We start from the raw sequence: 18,440 nt of genomic DNA, 5'->3' as shown, positions 1-18,440 counted from the left end.
TTCAGAAGGAAAAAGGCATGTCATCATTTAAGTTACTAGGTTCATTAATACTGGCATTCATTCTGGTTGGTTGCGGACGAGTTCAGCCAGTAATGAATGTGGAGAATACTCCAGTTGCTTATAATCTTCAAAGTAATCAGGTGAAAAACGCAATTATTGAAGCAGCGTCAGATCGCGGTTGGATAGTTGCTGAAGTCAATCCCGGCGAATTAAATGCCACCATTCAGGTGCGCAGTCACGCTGCGGAAGTGCGTATTCCTTACAGCGAAAAATACTACTCCATCCTTTATGTCAGCTCGGTCAACCTGAAAGCCGAGGATGGTCATATTCACCGTAATTATAATCGCTGGATCAACAATCTGAACGTTGATATCCAGCGAGAGTTGGCCAAAGCCGCTGCCGAACAGCAGTGATCTTCTTGATTCTAGTTAGGTTTTACCGTGTTAAAACAAAATAGTGATCCGTACAACGCGCTTGAAGCGAAAACGGAAGCGCAGAAGCTATCTTTTGCGCCGATTGTGTTCCATACCGCTCGCACTCTGCGGGATTTGGGGATTCTGGCGGAGTTGGATAAAGCCGGCGCGGCAGGATTGGACGCTCCGCAACTCGCCGAACGGAGTGGGGTGTCTGAGTACGGTGTCAAAGTTTTACTGGATATGGCCGTTAGTGCTCACATTGTGTTGTGGGAAAAGCCTAACTATTGTCTGGCCAATCTGGGCTTCTACCTTTTGCACGACAAAATGACAGAAGCCAATTTGGATTTTACCGCAGACGTTTGTTACGCCGCGATGATGCATTTGAGTGACGCCATTTTGCAAGGCAAGCCGGCAGGACTGAAAGAGCTGGGAGACTGGGAGACCATCTATCAGGGTCTGTCCCGGTTGCCTGAGCAGGCGAAACAAAGCTGGTTTAAGTTTGACCACTTCTACTCAGATCGTTCGTTTCCGGTGCTGCTTGAGGAAGTGTTTGCCACATCGCCGCGCCATATCGTTGATATCGGTGGCAATACCGGTAAGTGGGCGATTCAGTGTTGTGAATACAATGCAGATGTTAAGGTGACAATCGTCGATCTGCCGCAACAATTAGAGTTGGCGATGGCCAATGCTGATCAGCGGGGATTTGCTGACCGAATTCAGCCGTTTTCGGCCAATATGCTGGACAAACACCAGACGTTGCCAAGCCATGCGGATATCTGGTGGATGAGCCAGTTTCTAGACTGCTTTTCACCGATGGAAATTCTCAATATTCTCAAGCGGGTTCGGGCACAATTGACCCCCGGGTCGAGCATTTATGTTCTGGAGCTGTTCTGGGACGCGCAGAAATACGATGCCGCCTCTTACAGTCTCAACGCGACCTCTTTATACTTTACCTGTTTAGCCAACGGCAACAGCCGTTTCTACCGCAGTGATGACTTCCTCGAAATGGTTGCAGAAGCTGGTTTGCAGGTCACCGAGCGCAAAGACAATATCGGACTGGGGCACACGCTCCTGAAACTCAAAGCAATCACAGAATAAAACATGAAACAAGAAACAACACAGGTGGTCGTGATTGGCGCAGGGCCATCCGGTTCGACCGTCGCGGCTCTGCTGCACGCACAAAACATTCAGGTTATCGTGCTAGAAAAGGCGCAGTTTCCTCGCTTTTCGATTGGTGAGAGCCTGCTGCCGGCGTGTATGGAAGTCGTCGAACAGGCGGGGATGTTGGAGGCGGTGGAGCGACATGGCTTCCAATACAAAGATGGTGCTGCGTTTCGTCGTAATGGGGTTTACACCCAGTTTGATTTTACCGACAAGTTCACGCCCGGCCCAGGTACCACCTTTCAGGTACAGCGTGCCAGTTTCGATAAAGTGCTGGCGGACACCGCTGAACAACAAGGTGTGGCGATCCGTTATCAGCATGAGCTGACAAGCTTCGCGACGAACGGAGCTAAGTCGCTGCTGACAGTGATGGATGCAGACGGCAACGCGTATCAAATTGAGGCGGATTATGTGCTGGATGCCAGCGGTTTTGGCCGGGTACTGCCCAAGCTACTCGATTTGGAACAGCCTTCGTGTCTGCCTCCGCGTAAAGCCTTGTTCACTCATTTGGTAGACAACATTGACCCACAAGACCCGGTTTACGATCGCAATAAGATTCTGATCTCGGTGCACCCGCAACATCCCGAGGTGTGGTACTGGCTGATCCCTTTCTCCAACGGGAACTGCTCGTTTGGTGTTGTTGGTGAGCCGGACTTTTTTGAGCGCTACCCTCAAGATAAGCTAGAAGCAATCAAACAGTTAGCCAATGAAGAGCCGGGACTGGCGGCGCTGTTGCAACGTGCGGAGTATCCGAACCCGGCCAGCGAGCTGGGAGGTTACTCGGCGAACGTTAAGCACTTGGCGACCGAGCATTACGCCCTTTTGGGGAATGCTGGCGAGTTTCTTGATCCGGTGTTTTCTTCCGGCGTCACCATTGCGATGAAGTCGGCGCAACTGGCGGCGGCATGCGTTGTGCGTCAACTTCGGGGGGAGGCTATCGACTGGCAAGCCGAGTACGCGCAGCCACTGATGGTGGGCGTGAACACGTTCCGTACGTATGTTGAGGGCTGGTACACAGGGTCGCTACAGGACGTCATTTTTTATCAGGACCCTAATCCACGCATTAAACAGATGATTTGTTCCATTCTGGCTGGTTATGCCTGGGACACCAGTAATCCGTATGTACAGAACAGCGAACAGCGTCTGACGACGCTGGCCGAACTGGTTCGCAGCTTCAGTCAGTGAGTCAGCACTCAGCGACAAAGGAGAGCGCTTGCTCTCCTTTACTTCCTCTACGGTAGGCGCTTTTACGCGTTCGGGACAATCTGTTAGCATCGGCAGCATCGCTGTTAACTGGTCACGTATATGATCCCACTTGTCTACCACTCGATTTATTCCGACCTGCCGCTACCGCCAGAGCACCGTTATCCGATCAATAAGTACCGCTTGTTGTATCAGGCCATTGCTGAGCGCTGTGCACAACAGTCGTCCTGGCAGGATGTGTTTCAATTTGTCACGCCGCAGCCGCTGACTCTGGCGGAGATCAAAGCACTGCACGCCGAAGAATATGTGGACGCCTTAGCGCAGGGCACATTGCCAGCGGCCAAAATGCGCCGAATAGGTTTTCCATGGAGCCCGTCGCTTATGACCCGGACTCTGACATCAGCAGGAGGCACTTGCTTGACAGCCAGGCTGGCTGTGGAGCACGGTATCGCCATTCACTTAAGCGGTGGCTATCATCATGCTCACCGGGATTTTGGCAGTGGGTTTTGTTTGTTTAACGATCTTGCCTTGGCTGCGCATCAGGCGCTGCAACTGGAGGGGATTGACAAAGTCCTGATCATCGACAGTGACGTACATCATGGCGATGGCACCGCGACGTTGTGTGCTGAGCGTGATGATATTGTGACCTTATCGTTCCATTGCGACAAAAACTTTCCTGCGAGGAAGCCGGATTCGGACATCGACATTGCGTTGAGCCGCGAAACCGGGTGTGAGGCGTTTCTCAGTCACTTTACTTCTGTGGTGCCGATGGCCGTTAACCTGCATCAACCGGATCTGATCATTTATGATGCCGGTGTTGATATTCACCAGGACGATGAACTGGGCTATTTTCAGGTCTCGACGCAAGCCATTGCCCAGCGTGATGCGTTCATGTTTGCGCTGGCGCGAACGAAAGGGATCCCTATGGCGTGTGTTGTGGGTGGAGGTTATCGAAGTTGCCACGCTGATCTGGTGCCGGTACACATGCAGTTAATTGAAGCGGCGTTCTCAAGCGCTGAATAAGGAGAGCACATGCAACATCGCATTCGTGCCGCGGGTATTCTGGTCGAAAATAACGCGGTTCTGTTGGTTAAAGTGAAAGATTTCAGTGGTGAGTACTGGATTCCACCGGGTGGTGGCTTTGAAGAGGGAGACGTCAGCACCAAGGGATGTCTGCGCCGAGAGTTTGTGGAAGAAGCGGGCATCGAGGTTGAGATCGGTGAACTGATCTGTGTGCGAGAGTTCCTCGAAACCACGGCAGGTCGATACAACGCGGAGTTTTTTTATCACATCCCGGCCTATTCCGGTACGCCGCATACCGATAATCTTAATGGGCTCAACGATGAGGAATTTATTCAGGGGATCGAGTGGGTCGGTATTGAACGGCTCAGTGACATTCGGACTTACCCGGCAGACATCCATCAGTTGGTCGACCTGGTACAACAGCGCCGTTTTGGCGTGCATCTGGGCAGTTACATCCAGGGCAATGACGAGACCACCAATCACCTCTGACTGTTTCAATCATCCCCTAACATTTAAGAGCCATCTCCTGACGAGAGAAAAAATGCGGGCGATAAACAAAGAAACCCCAGTCTTGCGACTGGGGTTTAAATGTGGCGGAGAGATAGGGATTTGAACCCTAGATACGCTATTAACGTATGCCGGTTTTCAAGACCGGTGCTTTCAACCACTCAGCCATCTCTCCATTGTTGAGGCGAATAATAAAGGGCATTCCCAGCCTTGTAAACCCCTTAGTTGTCTGTTTGCTGGTTTTATGTGCGGTTAGTTTTGAAATTAGAAGATAACGCCCATTTTTTGCCCCAAAACAGCTGAACATCAATAAGTTGGCGATGTGTATAGTGTCAAAATCTAAGGTATTAACTATTGTTTTTTTATAGACAATGGGGCTCGCTGTATGTCTAATTTAGACAAAATAAAAAAGAGAGCCGAAGCTCTCTTTTTTTTAGGTGTATGGTCGGACTGAGAGGATTTGAACCTCCGACCCCCGACACCCCATGACGGTGCGCTACCAAGCTGCGCTACAGTCCGATGGGATTAATTTAATCGCTTTCTCGCTCAACGTCAATACGATTCTTAAACTAACAGTTTGATTTAATTGTCTTTAGCGTAAAAACGCTGCAATTCGGTTAAACCTTGCATCAGGACGGTCAATGCAGGGTTCTCGTCTTTTTCACGTTTGTAGTTTTCATCGTAGACTTTGAAGTTACCAAACTTATCAATCACCGTCGTGCTTTCTGGTGTAATTAACGCAAGCTCACGGGTGTCACCAGCCAGAATCCATTTGCGTTTGCGCTCGTCAAACAAGCTGCGTCCGCTGCTGAAATCGTTCGGATTGGACGAAACACCAAGCAGGTCTTGCAACAGCGTGACCGATAAATCCAGATGACTGGTGCGGTGGCTGTATTCGGCCGCCAGTTTACCCGGCCAGTGAATGATCATTGGTACCTGTAACTGATAACGACTGTAATTGGTGTTTGAGCCCCAACTGTTGGTCTTAGTTTCATTAAACTCCGTGCCGTGATTGGATGTCACAATCACCACGGTGTTATCGCTCAGAGTCAGCGACTGAATTTTATCGAACAACTGACCCAGCTCAGTGTCAGCGGTTTGCACCGATTGCTGGTAGCCCGCTTTGAGACGGGCGGTCGCGTCGCCTTTGCTGTCACTGTTCATCTTGAAGCTGTCAACCGTGGTCAGTTCCAGGAAACTGAACCAGGGTTTTTTCGCCGCAGAAGCCCAGGTCGCCCAGCGCTCAATGGCCTGAGTGTCTGGGGTTGAACTGTCATTAAAGGTAATGCCTGTAAAGTCCAGCCCGCGGAAAACCGATTCGCCATAGAGGTCATCGTCGAAGTTATCGCCGCTGAACAGACCGAAATCATAACCCTGCTCTTTAAGGGTGGTGATCAGAATGGGCAGGGTTGCCTGAGATTTGATGCTTCCAGCATAACTGCTTGGTAAACCATAGAACAGGCCAAACACACCGAACATGTCATTGCTCGAACTGAAATGGTTGCTGAAGTTCAGGTTCTGCTGCGCAAACTGGTAAGTGTTCGGCATGTCCTGAGCGTTGAGAGCATCCGAGCGCAAATTATTGACACTCACCACCAAAACGTTGAGATGATTGGCACGGCGGTTAAATTCGATCGGCTCCAGAGGGTAATTTACCAGCGCGGTCTTGCCTTCATTTTCCGCCTGACGTTTCAGGTACTCTTCACGGTCCAACAGACCATGTTTTTCCATAAACGACTTCGCCGTCATCGGGTATGAGAGCGGGAAATTGGCGCGTTGCGAAGTCACCGGATTGTAGAAATAGGCATCCGCCCAAACGTAAATCAAATGACCGCCGATAAACGAGACAAAGAATACTGCCGCCAGAGGGCGGCCAACGCGTTTGTGTGACAATTTACGCTGCTTGCGCCACACCCACTCGGACAGGCCGAGTTCCAGCAGAAATATCAGTGGCATCACCACAAATAGGTGCTGTAAATCAGCACTGACTGAACTGGTGTCGTCACTGAACAACACTTCCCATACAACAGGGTTTAAGTGCAGGCTGATGGTTTGATACGCCTGTGTATCAATCAGCAGCAGTGTCAGGCCGACAGTGGCGAAACAGACCGACAACAAACGGAAGAGTTTGCGCGCCGGGACCAGAAAGGTCAGCGGAAAAAGAACCAACAGGTAGAGCGCAAAAACGAGGAAACCAAAGTGACCCACCCAGGAGATAGCCAGATAAAACTGCCCCAGCAGGGTTTCCGGCCATGGTGACTGAGTAATGTAGCGGGTACCGATCAGCATTGCCGCGATGATGTTGAAAAAGGCAAACCAATGCCCCCAGCCAACTAATCGAGAGACCCGTTCACCGTATGAATTTCCGTTATCTACCATGAATTGTTCTTTTATCCGGTTTCGGTTTAGTGAGAGCCAGTTTCGACAGAGGAAACCAGCGCTTGAGCAAATTTTTCAGCAATCGCCTTGCGTTGTGAAGGGGCAACACTTTGATTTAAGACATTGGTAGCGATATTTCCCACAATCATCAGAGAAAGTTCCGCTGAGGCATTGTGTTTGTCCAGCACTGCAGCCACTTCGGTCAGGATTTTTTCAACTTGTTCGTCGCTGTATTTAGATGTAATCGGCATAAAGACTCTAATGATGATAGTAAAAGCGGCTTATGATAACCTACAATGCCGTACAACTGAAACCTAGAACGACGATAAATTCTTATGAGTCTTCACCTTTCCAACGTAATCTTACACCAGCTCAGAAAAAACGATCAGGACGAGCTGGAAGTGAACTTCCGTGCAGATGCGCTTGCCAATGATGCGTCCAGCGAAAACTTAGTGGCTGAACTGCATCGGGTTTTTAACTCAAAAGGCGGTAAAGGCTTCGGTTCTTTCCAGTCTGACAGCGAGTTCCAGTCATGGTTGCAAGAACTTCGTCGTGGTGACAGAAATTTCTATGACTTCTCACAAATCAGTGCCAACCGACTGAAAAATGAACTGGCTAAATACCCGTTTGCCGATGAAGGCATTTTGGTGTTAGCGGAATATCAGAGTCTGGCGACTGACTACCTGTTTATTGCGATTTTGCCATCCAATCAGAGCCTGAAAGTGACGGAAGGGCTGGAAATCAGCGCCACGGATTACCTGGATCTGAGCAAAATGGACATTGCGGCGCGCATTGATTTGTCGACCTATGAAGCAGACTCCGATTCCAATCGCTATCTGACGTACATCAAAGGCCGGGTAGGGCGCAAAGTTGCTGACTTCTTCCTCGATTTTTTACAGGCCGATGTTGGTCTCGATACCAAACAGCAAAACCTGGTACTGATGCAGGCAGTGGAAGATTTTGTCTCAGATTCTAAGCTGGAGAAAGATGAAGCCGTCAGCTACAAAAAACAGGTGTACGACTACTGCAACGAGCAGATCAAAGCAGGTGACGAAGTGCAGTTGCAAGAGCTCTCCGGTGAGCTGCCCCCGAGCCAGGACGGCACCAGTTTCCTCGATTACACCCAAGAACATGGTTATGAGCTGGAAGAGAGTTTCCCGGCCGATCGCTCTACGGTGCGGAAACTGACGAAATATGTCGGTGCAGGTGGCGGTCTGAATGTCAGCTTTGACAGCTTGTTGCTGGGAGAGCGCGTCTTTTATGATCCAGAAACCGATACGCTGACCATCAAAGGCACACCGCCTAACCTGCGTGATCAGCTCACACGAAAATAATCTTTCCACAGAGAGCCCCGGCGGCTCTCTGTTTTGTTTTGGCCGGAATAAATTACCTAGCGCTTCACAGAATTGAGGTCACGGTTATGCGTGACTGGCTGCCTGCTGTTTATACTGGAATGACGTACGGAGCATTTTGAGCGGTGTCATGGAAGGAAGAATACGTCAGCGCCGGCTGATTTGGTTATTGGCTATCTTGTGGTTAGCGCTCAGCTCGCTGGTGCTGTTTAACGATCGTACGCTGGTCAGAACCATGACTTCCATTGAAGAGCTCAGTCACAGTGTTGAATCCATCACCCGTTCTCTGTATTACGATACGTCCTATCGCGCCCGTGGTCTGAGTGAGCTGGAACTCAAAGTTCAGTTACTGTACTCACTCAAGTTAAATCTGGAAGCGCAGGAGAGCAGTGGGATGTTTGCCCCTGACGTCAGCCAGTTGATCTATTTGACGCAGCGGTTTCTGGATCTGGGGCGCTCTTTTATCAGCAGCGAAACGGAGTTACTGGCGTTAGCCGATACATTGAAAGCATTGCGAGTGAAGTACGCTGAGGTCCCTCAATTGAGCGGTGCGTATTATCGTTTGAGTGCCTATGTTTTTGATGCCATGTTTGTCAGTATCGACAGCCAATCGGAAGCATACCGGGATCTGGATCGTTTGCTGGCACTCTCTTACCAGCTTCCGGGGTCACAACAGAAAGAGCTGCAACAAACCCTCGCTCAGGCGGCCACCATTCTCGGCGATTACGCCAAAGGCAGCCACGTGGTCGATCAACTGCTTAACCATCCGATTCATGCAGAAATACTCACCCTGGAAAATCAACATCATCGCTTGCTGTCATTACACCTGATGTTTTTGGTCCTGATCGGCTTTGTGTTTGTCGCTGCGATTCTCGCTGTGGTTTCGCGATTGGACAATGAAACCATGGCAGGCCCTCCTCTGGCAGGCAAATGTGAAGAACCGGAACAACTCTCTGACTTGCCTATGGAGAAAAAAGACGGCGCAGTTTCGTCTGAACCACAGCAACAAATTCGTTTTGAACACATGCTCGATTCCCTCAGCGGGGATCAGGAGTCGGTGAACCTGCTGCTGCAAGTGTTTGTTCAGGATCATTACGATGATGTCGAGGCGCTGCGTTCTCTGATTAATGTGGACCCAGATAGTGCCATGCGCAAAGCGCACAGTCTCAAAGGCGTGGCCTCCAATCTCGGTGCTGACATACTGCGTGATGCGGCTTTGATTGCGGAAACGAAACTCAAGCAGGGAGAGCGACTCACGCGCGAAGAACTCGATCATCTGGCGGAAAGTCTGCGCCGCGCCATTGGGGAGGCGCAATCTTACATTGCGGCACACAAAGCCACCGGAGGCGGAGGATATCTTCATTCCGAGTGAGTCCGCACATTACTCAATGTGAGTATCGCCATCTAACGAAACAAAAAAAGCGCCGTAAAGGCGCTCTTCATGATGGGAATTCCGATCAGGCAGACTGGCGTTCTAAGGCCGTTTCTTCCCCTTCGGTAGGTTCCGCCGTCGGCTCACATTTATCGACAAACCAACCCATGTAAGAGGTGAAAATGGTGACGATAATGCAGACGAAGCTTAACCACATGAATGGCGCATAAGACAAGGTGGCGACACCCAAAATGCTGGCCATGTAAATACCGTTATCGCTCCACGGTACCATACCTGAGGTTAGGGTACCGCCAAACTCAGCGTTTCGGGACAGGTTCTTACGTTTGTAGCCCAGGCGATCGTAATTTTTTGCACAGATTTTTGGCGTCAGGATCAGTGATACGTACATAGCGGAACCGAACACGTTGCCCATAAAGGCGGTACCGATAGTGCTGGTGGCCAGTGATCCCGGGCTGGTCACGCGGCGTTCAAACAGCTTAGCAATGGTTTCCAGCACGCCCACTCTGTCCAGCAGACCACCAAAACCCAGACCAAAGACAATCACTGCGACCGAACCCAGCATGGAAGACATCCCACCGCGATTGAGAATGGCGTCAATAAAGTCAACACCGGACTGAATGTTAAACGGTGCCCACGCGGTATTGAACGCTTGCAGGAAGTCGACATCCTGAATCATCACCGCCCAGACAATACCCAACAGGGAACCGAAACTGATCACTGGGAACGACGGCATGCGCATGGCCAGTAAGCCAAGAACGATCATCACCGGCACAAACGAATATGGTGTGATGTAAAACTGTGTTTCCATCGCTTCAATAACGCCCTGCACCTGAGACATATCGACTTTACCCGCGTAGTGGAAACCGAACGCGGTGAACATGATGCCGGTGATCACATAGCTGATCAGTGCGATTGGCAACATGCCTTTGATGTGCTCCACGACTTCGACGTTAGACATGGATGAAGCCAGGATGACTGAATCAGACAGTGGTGACATTTTGTCACCAAAGTAACAGCCCGACAGTACCGCACCAGCGGTGATCGGAGCAGGAACACCCAAGCCCTGGCCGATGCCCATCATCGCGATCCCGGCGGTACCCGCGGCACCCCAAGATGTCCCCGTGGCCAGTGCGGTCAGAGAACAGATGATCATCGTTGCCAGAAGGAAAATGGACGGGTGGATGGCTTTCAGACCATAGTAAATGATGGTCGGGACGATACCACCAGAGATCCAGGTACCGACTAATGCGCCGACAGCCAGCAGGATCAACACGGCGCCCAAGCCGTTAGAAATACCGCCCAGAGCGGCTTGCTCGAGATCTTTGTATTTGTGACCCAGGCGGATGCCCAGCACCATAATAATGAACCAGCCGATATACAGTGCCAGCTGGATCGGTAAATTGAGCTTGGCGGTGAACGAAAACGCCAGTAGCAAGAATAATCCCAAAGATATTACGACCTGCAATAAGCTCGGCAAACGGGGGGAAATGTGCTTCATGAAGAGCCTCTTATTAGATTTAGGAGCTAAGGAGTGTAATTGCCCTTATTAACTACCGGCAGCACTTTACATGACAAAGGATAATATATCGATAGTCTGGTTATTTATTGTGATTTGTATCTGTGTATATTTTGTTTTTTGGTGTTTAGTTTTGTTTTTTGTTAATATTAATGATGTGAAATGTTTTGTAATGTGGAATTTGTGTGCGACAGTTTGAAAATTGGATTAACAAAATGTTACGGTGCTGTGTTTGTGCTTAACAAACGATGGTTTATCTGCACTTAAATCGTTATTCGCCCTGAAACCAGTAAAAAGTTACAACTAATGTAAATTATTGCTTGAGATCTGGGCGCGAAAATTGAAAGATGAAAGACGTTCATTTTTACCCAACACACGGAGAGTTTAGTGATGAGAGTAGGTTTAGTTGGCTGGCGCGGCATGGTCGGTTCTGTACTGATGCAGCGTATGGTGGAAGAGAAAGACTTCGATCTGATTGAGCCGGTATTTTTCAGTACATCTCAGGTGGGAATCCCTGCCCCAACTGTTCCTTCAAAGCATGGCACAAGCGAAACGGGTTTACTTCAGGATGCGTTCGATATCGACGCACTGAAACAACTCGATGCCATCATCACCTGTCAGGGTGGCGGATACACTGAAAAAGTTTACCCAATGTTGCGTCAGGCTGGCTGGAAAGGCTACTGGATTGACGCTGCATCCACGCTTCGTATGGCAGAAGACTCCATCATTACCCTGGATCCGGTCAACCTGACACAAATCCAGCAGGGAATCCACGCCGGAACCAACACCTTTGTCGGTGGTAACTGTACGGTCAGTCTGATGCTGATGGCGTTGGGCGGCCTGTATGAAAAAGGCCTGGTGGAATGGATGAGCGCGATGACGTATCAAGCCGCTTCCGGCGCTGGCGCGAAGAACATGCGCGAATTGATTTCGCAAATGGGTGTGATCAACGACGCCGTCAGCTCAGAGCTGGCCAACCCGGCAAGCTCTATTCTAGACATTGATAAGAAAGTCGCTGACACGATTCGTTCGTCATCCTTCCCAACCGATCAGTTTGGTGTGCCGTTGGCCGGTTCTCTGATCCCTTGGATTGATGTGAAACGTGACAATGGCCAAAGCAAGGAAGAGTGGAAAGCCGGCGTGGAAGCGAACAAGATCCTGGGCTTACAGGATGCGCCGGTACCAATTGATGGCACTTGTGTGCGTATCGGTGCGATGCGATGTCACGCTCAGGCGCTGACCATCAAGCTAAAACAAAATGTGCCGATGGATGAGATTGAAGAGATGATCGCCACGCACAACGACTGGGTGAAAGTGATCCCGAACGATCGTGATATTACCGCTCAGGAGCTGACGCCAGCGAAAGTGACTGGTACGCTGTCGGTTCCGGTGGGACGTCTGCGTAAAATGTCGATGGGCGATGATTTCCTCAACGCCTTCACGGTGGGTGACCAGCTGTTGTGGGGCGCAGCAGAACCGCTACGTCGTACTTTGCGGATTATCCTGGCTGAAAAACAGTAAGCGCCGGACGCAAGAAAAAAGCACCTCGATTGAGGTGCTTTTTTATGCCGTTGATTTGAACTATTCACAAGCAGTCGCGACTACCCGCTTGTCAGGGTCCGCTAACTGACTGCCACAATGTTTACAGTGCATGGCATCGGGTTCATGTCCGGCGCGTGAGCAGTTCGGGCATTTGACCAGCGTGCGGTGCGAGTTCATTTCCTGATTCAGCTCCGCGGTGATAATGCCGGTCGGCACCGCCAGAATCGAATAACCGAGCAACATAGTCAGCGAGGCAATCCCTTTCCCCCACGCGGTTTGAGGTACCAGATCACCGTATCCGACGGTGGTGATCGTCACAATCGCCCAGTAAATACTCTGAGGAATACTGGTAAAGCCGTTTTCCGGTCCTTCAATAACGTAAATTAACGCACCGAAGATGGTGACCAGAATGGCGACCGTGGTGAAGAAAATGAAGATTTTACGCCGGGCCATCAAAAGCGAACGCATCAGCAGATTTGAATCTTGCAGGTAACGCACCAGTTTAAGGATGCGGAAGATGCGCATGACACGCAGCAGACGGATAACCCCCATGAACGAGGCGGAAGGAAAGAAAATCGACAGGTAAGTTGGCAAGATGGCCAGCAAGTCGACCACGCCGTAAAAGCTTTTGGCATAGGCTGCGGGTTTGGGGGAGCAGTACAGCCGCAGCAGATATTCGATGGTGAACAGGGCTGTGAAGCCATATTCAAACAGACGCAGGGTAGTGGCCCATTCGGCTTTGATTTCTGGAATCGATTCGAGCACCAGGACGACTAAAGAAGAGAAAATCGCGGTGATCAGTGCAAGATCGAAAATCTTACCCGCCCGGGTATGGGTACCGAAAATGATGACATAGAGACGATGTTTAAGAATATGCTCTGGCATGATATTGCTAACAGGGTTCAACGTAGCAATATCATACCGTTAAACCATAAATCAGGCTAATCCCGGAAACAGGTTACGTAATCCGTTGGCGATAAACTCGATCCCGAGAGCCCCAAGAATCAGGCCCATAATCCGCGTGATGACGTTGATGCCGGTCTGACCCAGAAAACGCACAATCAGTGGCGCGGAACGAAACAAAAACCAGGAGCAGAGCGAGAACAACGCGATCGTGGCACTGATGCCTACGGTATCCAGCATACTAGGGTAGCGGGCACCATAAACGATGGTCGAACTGATGGCACCCGGGCCGGCCATCAACGGCATCGCAAGCGGCACAACCCCGATTTGTTCGCGGCTGACGTATTCCGACTTTTCCTGTTTATTCTGTTTATCTTCACCTAGCTTACCGCTCATCATTGAAAACGCGATACTCAACAGCAGTAGGCCGCCAGCTACGCGGAACGAGTCCAGAGAAATACTGAACATATCCAACAACATCTGCCCAGCCAGCAGTGATACCGTCAGGATAATCGCGACTGCGATATTAGCGGTCAGGGCGGTTTTGTTTTTTTCTTCCGGCGTCATGTGGCCGGTCAGTGACACAAACACCGGCATAATACCCACTGGGTTCACCGCGGCGACCAGTCCGAGGAAAAACTGCAGGAAAATAGCGATTTCAAGCGATTGCATGGCGTGTATCTCTTATGAAGTCTCAGGGAACAGAACAAGGCAGCCATAATGTATTGCAACTTGCCTGGCACGACGAATGAAAAAAACTAAGGCCCAGACCACTTCATCCGTGAGAAAAACTAATTATTAACAGAAACGTAAACAACTTTGAGGCGATCTGTTACGTAATTAAGGCGTAATAAAAGTGGTTTTTTATACAAACGTTAACATTCGCACATTTCTGATAAAAACTGAGCAGATTTTCACGGGGATGATAGCGTTTGGATATACTGTCAGTAGCACATTAAACGAGGTACACAGGTGCCTGTTTGTTCAAAAATGAAATTTTTTTACAGGCTTTTGTAACTTTTGAAGATTTTTGAATTTATTTGTGGCTTTTTTGTTCATTCTTTTTCTGGTTTTATTTTATTTAAAATCAGTGCCTTAATTGTTTTTGTTTTACTTGCACACCACTTTGTAGGTATTTAGAAAGTGAGAACTGATCTGAGTCAATTTTTTTCACACTATGAAATATTATACTCAGTTCTGAAAGCAATTTACTAAGAGTGTTGTTGTTATAAGTCACTGATGAGCGGAGATTCTTTTACAACAGCGGCCTTACTAAAAAGTTTTTAATATTTGTTAATTTTAGGAGATTCACTATGCCTGTTACTAATCTGGCTGAACTTGATGCTCTGGTTGCCCGCGTGAAAAAAGCGCAAGAAGAATTTGCGACTTACTCTCAGGAGCAAGTAGACAAAATCTTCCGTGCTGCGTCTCTGGCCGCGAACCAGGCTCGTATTCCTTTAGCGCAGCAAGCGGTTGAAGAATCTGGCATGGGTATTGTTGAAGATAAAGTGATTAAGAACCACTTTGCCTCTGAGTTTATCTACAACAAATACAAAGATGAAAAGACCTGTGGTGTTCTGGAAGAAGACGATAACCTGGGTACCATGACTATCGCAGAGCCGGTTGGCATCATCTGCGGTATCGTACCAACCACTAACCCAACATCAACTGCGATCTTCAAATCTCTGATCTCTCTGAAGACTCGTAACGGCATCATCTTCTCGCCACACCCTCGTGCAAAGAATTCAACCAATGATGCAGCAAAACTGGTTCTGGACGCCGCTGTGGCTGCCGGTGCACCAAAAGACATCATCGGCTGGATCGACCAGCCATCTGTAGAGCTGTCTAACGCTCTGATGAAACATGAAGGTATCGCGCTGATCCTGGCAACCGGTGGTCCTGGCATGGTGAAAGCAGCATACTCTTCAGGTAAGCCAGCGATCGGTGTCGGTGCGGGTAACGTGCCTGTCGTGATTGACGAAACTGCGGACATCAAACGAGCGGTTGCGTCTATTCTGATGTCTAAAACGTTCGACAACGGCGTAGTGTGTGCTTCTGAACAGGCCGCTATTGTAGTTGACGCGGTTTACGATGAAGTGAAGGCGCGTTTTGCTTCTCACAAAGCCTACGTACTGAGCAAAGCAGAAGCAGAAAAAGTGCGTAAAGTTTTACTGATTGATGGCGCTCTGAACGCAAAAATTGTAGGTCAGCCAGCAGCGAAAATCGCAGATATGGCGGGTGTTAACGTGCCTGCAGACACGAAAGTACTGGTCGGTGAAGGTCTGGGGAAAGTGTCGTACGATGATGAATTTGCACACGAAAAACTGTCTCCGACTCTGGGTCTGTTCCGTGCTGACGATTTTGAAGATGCGGTAGCACAAGCGGTGACCATGGTTGAAATCGGCGGTATCGGTCACACCTCTGGTCTTTACACCAATCAGGACGTCAACGCAGACCGTATCCGTTACTTTGGTGACAAACTGAAAACGGCACGTATTCTGATCAACATCCCAACCACTCACGGTGGTATCGGTGACCTGTACAACTTCAACGTTGCGCCGTCTCTGACTCTGGGTTGTGGCTCTTGGGGTGGTAACTCTATCTCTGAAAACGTAGGTCCTAAGCACCTGATCAACAAGAAAACTGTAGCGAAACGAGCTGAAAACATGTTGTGGCACAAACTACCTAAGTCAATCTACTTCCGTCGTGGCAGCCTGCCAATCGCACTGAGCGACCTGGAAGGCAAAAAACGCGCGTTCCTGGTCACTGACCGTTTCCTATTCAACAACGGTTATGCAGACGATGTAGTACAACTGCTGAAAGCTCAGGGTATGGAAGTGCAAACTTTCTTCGACGTAGAAGCGGATCCAACGCTGTCTGTGGTTAAGAAAGGCGCTGAAGCGATGAGCAGCTTCCAGCCAGATGTGATTCTGGCACTGGGTGGTGGTTCACCAATGGACGCAGCGAAAATCATGTGGGTGATGTACGAACACCCAGAGACCCACTTCGAAGAACTGGCGATGCGCTTTATGGACATCCGTAAACGTATCTACAAGTTCCCTAAAATGGGTCAGAAAGCGGAGCTGGTATGTATTACAACCACTTCCGGTACCGGTTCAGAAGTAACGCCGTTTGCCGTAGTAACTGACGACAAAACTGGTGCGAAATACCCACTGGCGGACTACGAACTGACTCCGAACATGGCTATCGTTGACGCGAACCTGGTGATGAACATGCCTAAGTCTCTGACTGCCTTCGGTGGTTACGATGCGGTTACTCACGCTCTGGAAGCTTACGTGTCGGTTCTGGCGAACGAATACTCAGATGGTCAGGCACTGCAAGCTCTGAAGATGCTTAAAGAGTACCTGCCATCAAGTTACGCGAACGGTGCTAACGACCCAATCGCACGTGAGAAAGTGCACAATGCTGCGACCATTGCTGGTATCGCATTTGCCAACGCGTTCCTAGGTGTGTGCCACTCCATGGCGCACAAAATCGGCGCTGAGTTCCACCTGCCTCACGGTTTGGCCAACGCGTTGCTGATCTCTAACGTGGTTCGTTACAACGCCAACGACAACCCAACTAAGCAAACTGCGTTCTCGCAATATGACCGCCCACAAGCCCGTCGTCGTTACGCGGAAGTGGCTGACCATCTGGGTCTGAGCCAGGCGGGTGACCGCACTGCGCAGAAGATTGAGCGTCTGCTGGCGTGGTTGGATGAACTGAAAGTGGATCTGGATATTCCAATGTCAATTCAGGCGGCGGGTGTTGCGGAGTCTGACTTCCTGGCGAAACTGGATGAGCTGGCGGTTGAAGCGTTTGATGACCAATGTACCGGTGCAAACCCACGCTACCCACTGATCAGTGAGCTGAAAGATGTACTGACAGCGTCTTACTACGGTAAAGCGTTCGTTGAAGGAGACACTTTCGAAGGCACCACAGTTATCAAGAAAAAAGCGGATCAGGAAGCAGCGAAAGCCGCTCCTAAAGCGAAGAAAGCCAAAGCGAACGCGTAATTTGCTGCCTGAGATAGGTTTTCGCTAGAGCGAATCATCTCAGTACATCGGGAAAAGTTCAGCCCCGGCCGATTGGCCGGGGCTTTTTTATACCCACATGACCAGAATCGCCGCCAAGGCGATCAGGAGCAGTCCTAGCCCATCTCGAATTCGTACGCGCTGACGCAGCCAGAAAATAGAGATCAACATGGTGAAGAACACCTCGACCTGACCCAGAGTTTTTACATACGGCACGGCCTGTAACGACATCGCGCTGAACCAGCCAATAGAACCAATGCAACTGCAGGCGCTGGTGAGTAGCGTGAGACGCGGTTTTGACCACAATACTTTGAGCGTCGGTGGGTCGGTCATCAATAAATATACGAGTAACACAAACGTTTGCAGTGAAATCACCAGCAATAGCACCCAAGCGGCGCTGTGTGGAAAAGACAGCCCTAATGCCAAGCTGGCTTCTCGAACCCACAGAGACGTCAATGCAAACGCACTGCCACAGCCAAGTCCAATCAGTACCGTCGACAGCGATATGTGGCGATAGTGACCTTGAGAACTCATCAAAAAGACGCCAACGCCGCCGATCAGCACGCCAAGCCAGCCCAGCGTGGTCAGTTGGGTACCGAAAAACAGCATGCCGAGAATCGCAGCAACCAGGGCTTCACTTTTGGCCAGCCCCGCACCGACTGCATAGTTGTTGAACTTGAATAGTGTGACCATCAGCGCGGTAGCAATAATTTGCATCAGCGCGGCGCCAAGAATAAAGCCGCTAAAACGCAGATTGAACTCCGGCCATGCTGTCGGCTCGATCTGATACAGAACCAGCAGATACAGTGCGGCAATAGGGCCAGCCCAGAGAAAGCGTGCCAGAGTGACACCTGTGGTTTTAACGTCAGAAGAGAGGCGACTTTGAAAGGCATTGCGCCACGACTGCATAAAAGCAGCCAGCAGCGTAAACAAAATCCATGTCATGATTATCTATCCGCAGTGAGCAATAAGCCACCATGCTATGAAAGAGTCGCCTAATCAGCAAGTTAA

15 protein-coding genes and 2 tRNA genes are annotated in these 18,440 nt (G+C 49.9%); 9 read left to right on the top strand and 8 right to left on the bottom strand.

Annotated features, from left to right (window positions below; translation table 11 throughout):
• Nucleotides 1–17 precede the first annotated feature (17 nt).
• From VPR01S_RS05465 to VPR01S_RS05445, 5 genes are all read left to right on the top strand, one after another.
• Nucleotides 18–413: a hypothetical protein gene (locus VPR01S_RS05465; protein ID WP_021704314.1), complete on the top strand. Its 396-nt coding sequence runs from the start codon at nucleotides 18–20 to the stop codon at nucleotides 411–413.
• Between the two features lie 27 nt (nucleotides 414–440).
• Nucleotides 441–1,514 carry a class I SAM-dependent methyltransferase gene (locus VPR01S_RS05460; protein WP_021704313.1) on the top strand — a complete coding sequence of 358 codons (1,074 nt, stop codon included), beginning with the start codon at nucleotides 441–443 and terminating at the stop codon, nucleotides 1,512–1,514.
• A gap of 3 nt (nucleotides 1,515–1,517) precedes the next feature.
• Nucleotides 1,518–2,762, top strand: coding sequence for an NAD(P)/FAD-dependent oxidoreductase (locus tag VPR01S_RS05455; RefSeq protein WP_021704312.1), 1,245 nt, complete (start codon nucleotides 1,518–1,520; stop codon nucleotides 2,760–2,762).
• A gap of 120 nt (nucleotides 2,763–2,882) precedes the next feature.
• On the top strand, nucleotides 2,883–3,803 hold the full coding sequence (locus tag VPR01S_RS05450) for a histone deacetylase family protein (protein WP_021704311.1): 921 nt from the start codon (nucleotides 2,883–2,885) through the stop codon (nucleotides 3,801–3,803).
• Nucleotides 3,804–3,812: 9 nt separating this feature from the next.
• Nucleotides 3,813–4,292 carry an NUDIX domain-containing protein gene (locus VPR01S_RS05445; RefSeq protein ID WP_021704310.1) on the top strand — a complete coding sequence of 160 codons (480 nt, stop codon included), beginning with the start codon at nucleotides 3,813–3,815 and terminating at the stop codon, nucleotides 4,290–4,292.
• Nucleotides 4,293–4,394: 102 nt separating this feature from the next.
• Here VPR01S_RS05445 and VPR01S_RS05440 read toward each other — a convergent pair.
• The 4 genes from VPR01S_RS05440 to VPR01S_RS05425 form a co-directional block, all read right to left on the bottom strand.
• Nucleotides 4,395–4,485: transfer RNA gene (locus VPR01S_RS05440), tRNA-Ser, on the bottom strand.
• 267 nt (nucleotides 4,486–4,752) lie between these two features.
• A tRNA-Pro gene (locus VPR01S_RS05435) sits at nucleotides 4,753–4,829 on the bottom strand.
• Nucleotides 4,830–4,892: 63 nt separating this feature from the next.
• A complete protein-coding gene (locus tag VPR01S_RS05430) occupies nucleotides 4,893–6,689 on the bottom strand; it encodes a DUF3413 domain-containing protein (RefSeq protein ID WP_021704309.1) in 1,797 nt (598 codons plus the stop codon).
• Between the two features lie 26 nt (nucleotides 6,690–6,715).
• Nucleotides 6,716–6,940 (bottom strand): YejL family protein, encoded by a 225-nt coding sequence (locus tag VPR01S_RS05425; RefSeq protein ID WP_021704308.1) that lies wholly within the window; start codon nucleotides 6,938–6,940, stop codon nucleotides 6,716–6,718.
• Between the two features lie 84 nt (nucleotides 6,941–7,024).
• Here VPR01S_RS05425 and yejK point away from each other — a divergent pair, with 84 nt between their 5' ends.
• Together yejK and VPR01S_RS05415 are read left to right on the top strand one after the other, a co-directional pair.
• On the top strand, nucleotides 7,025–8,023 hold the full coding sequence (gene yejK / locus VPR01S_RS05420) for a nucleoid-associated protein YejK (RefSeq protein WP_021704307.1): 999 nt from the start codon (nucleotides 7,025–7,027) through the stop codon (nucleotides 8,021–8,023).
• A 148-nt stretch (nucleotides 8,024–8,171) separates the two neighbouring features.
• The gene (locus tag VPR01S_RS05415; RefSeq protein ID WP_021704306.1) at nucleotides 8,172–9,413 is read left to right on the top strand and encodes an Hpt domain-containing protein; all 1,242 of its coding nucleotides are present in this window, start codon (nucleotides 8,172–8,174) and stop codon (nucleotides 9,411–9,413) included.
• Between the two features lie 85 nt (nucleotides 9,414–9,498).
• On the opposite strand, the gene nhaC is transcribed toward VPR01S_RS05415, so the two are convergent.
• Nucleotides 9,499–10,932: a Na+/H+ antiporter NhaC gene (gene nhaC / locus VPR01S_RS05410; protein ID WP_021704305.1), complete on the bottom strand. Its 1,434-nt coding sequence runs from the start codon at nucleotides 10,930–10,932 to the stop codon at nucleotides 9,499–9,501.
• A 408-nt stretch (nucleotides 10,933–11,340) separates the two neighbouring features.
• Between nhaC and asd the strand changes: the two genes are divergently transcribed.
• Nucleotides 11,341–12,471 carry an aspartate-semialdehyde dehydrogenase gene (gene asd / locus VPR01S_RS05405; RefSeq protein ID WP_040902280.1) on the top strand — a complete coding sequence of 377 codons (1,131 nt, stop codon included), beginning with the start codon at nucleotides 11,341–11,343 and terminating at the stop codon, nucleotides 12,469–12,471.
• 60 nt (nucleotides 12,472–12,531) lie between these two features.
• Here the strand turns inward: asd and VPR01S_RS05400 are convergent, their stop codons facing one another.
• Both VPR01S_RS05400 and VPR01S_RS05395 read right to left on the bottom strand, forming a co-directional pair.
• Entirely contained in the window at nucleotides 12,532–13,377 is an 846-nt protein-coding gene (locus VPR01S_RS05400; protein ID WP_021704303.1) for an ion transporter, read from the bottom strand.
• Between the two features lie 51 nt (nucleotides 13,378–13,428).
• Nucleotides 13,429–14,067, bottom strand: coding sequence for a YchE family NAAT transporter (locus VPR01S_RS05395; protein WP_021704302.1), 639 nt, complete (start codon nucleotides 14,065–14,067; stop codon nucleotides 13,429–13,431).
• A 641-nt stretch (nucleotides 14,068–14,708) separates the two neighbouring features.
• Between VPR01S_RS05395 and adhE the strand changes: the two genes are divergently transcribed.
• The gene (gene adhE, locus VPR01S_RS05390; RefSeq protein WP_021704301.1) at nucleotides 14,709–17,411 is read left to right on the top strand and encodes a bifunctional acetaldehyde-CoA/alcohol dehydrogenase; all 2,703 of its coding nucleotides are present in this window, start codon (nucleotides 14,709–14,711) and stop codon (nucleotides 17,409–17,411) included.
• An 87-nt stretch (nucleotides 17,412–17,498) separates the two neighbouring features.
• Here adhE and VPR01S_RS05385 read toward each other — a convergent pair whose 3' ends face one another.
• Nucleotides 17,499–18,374, bottom strand: a complete 876-nt coding sequence (locus tag VPR01S_RS05385; protein ID WP_021704300.1) for an EamA family transporter — start codon at nucleotides 18,372–18,374, stop codon at nucleotides 17,499–17,501.
• Nucleotides 18,375–18,440 lie beyond the last annotated feature (66 nt).

Source organism: Vibrio proteolyticus NBRC 13287 (genome assembly GCF_000467125.1).
Taxonomy (GTDB): Bacteria; Pseudomonadota; Gammaproteobacteria; order Enterobacterales; family Vibrionaceae; genus Vibrio; species Vibrio proteolyticus.
This window is presented reverse-complemented; position numbering and strand designations above follow the sequence as displayed.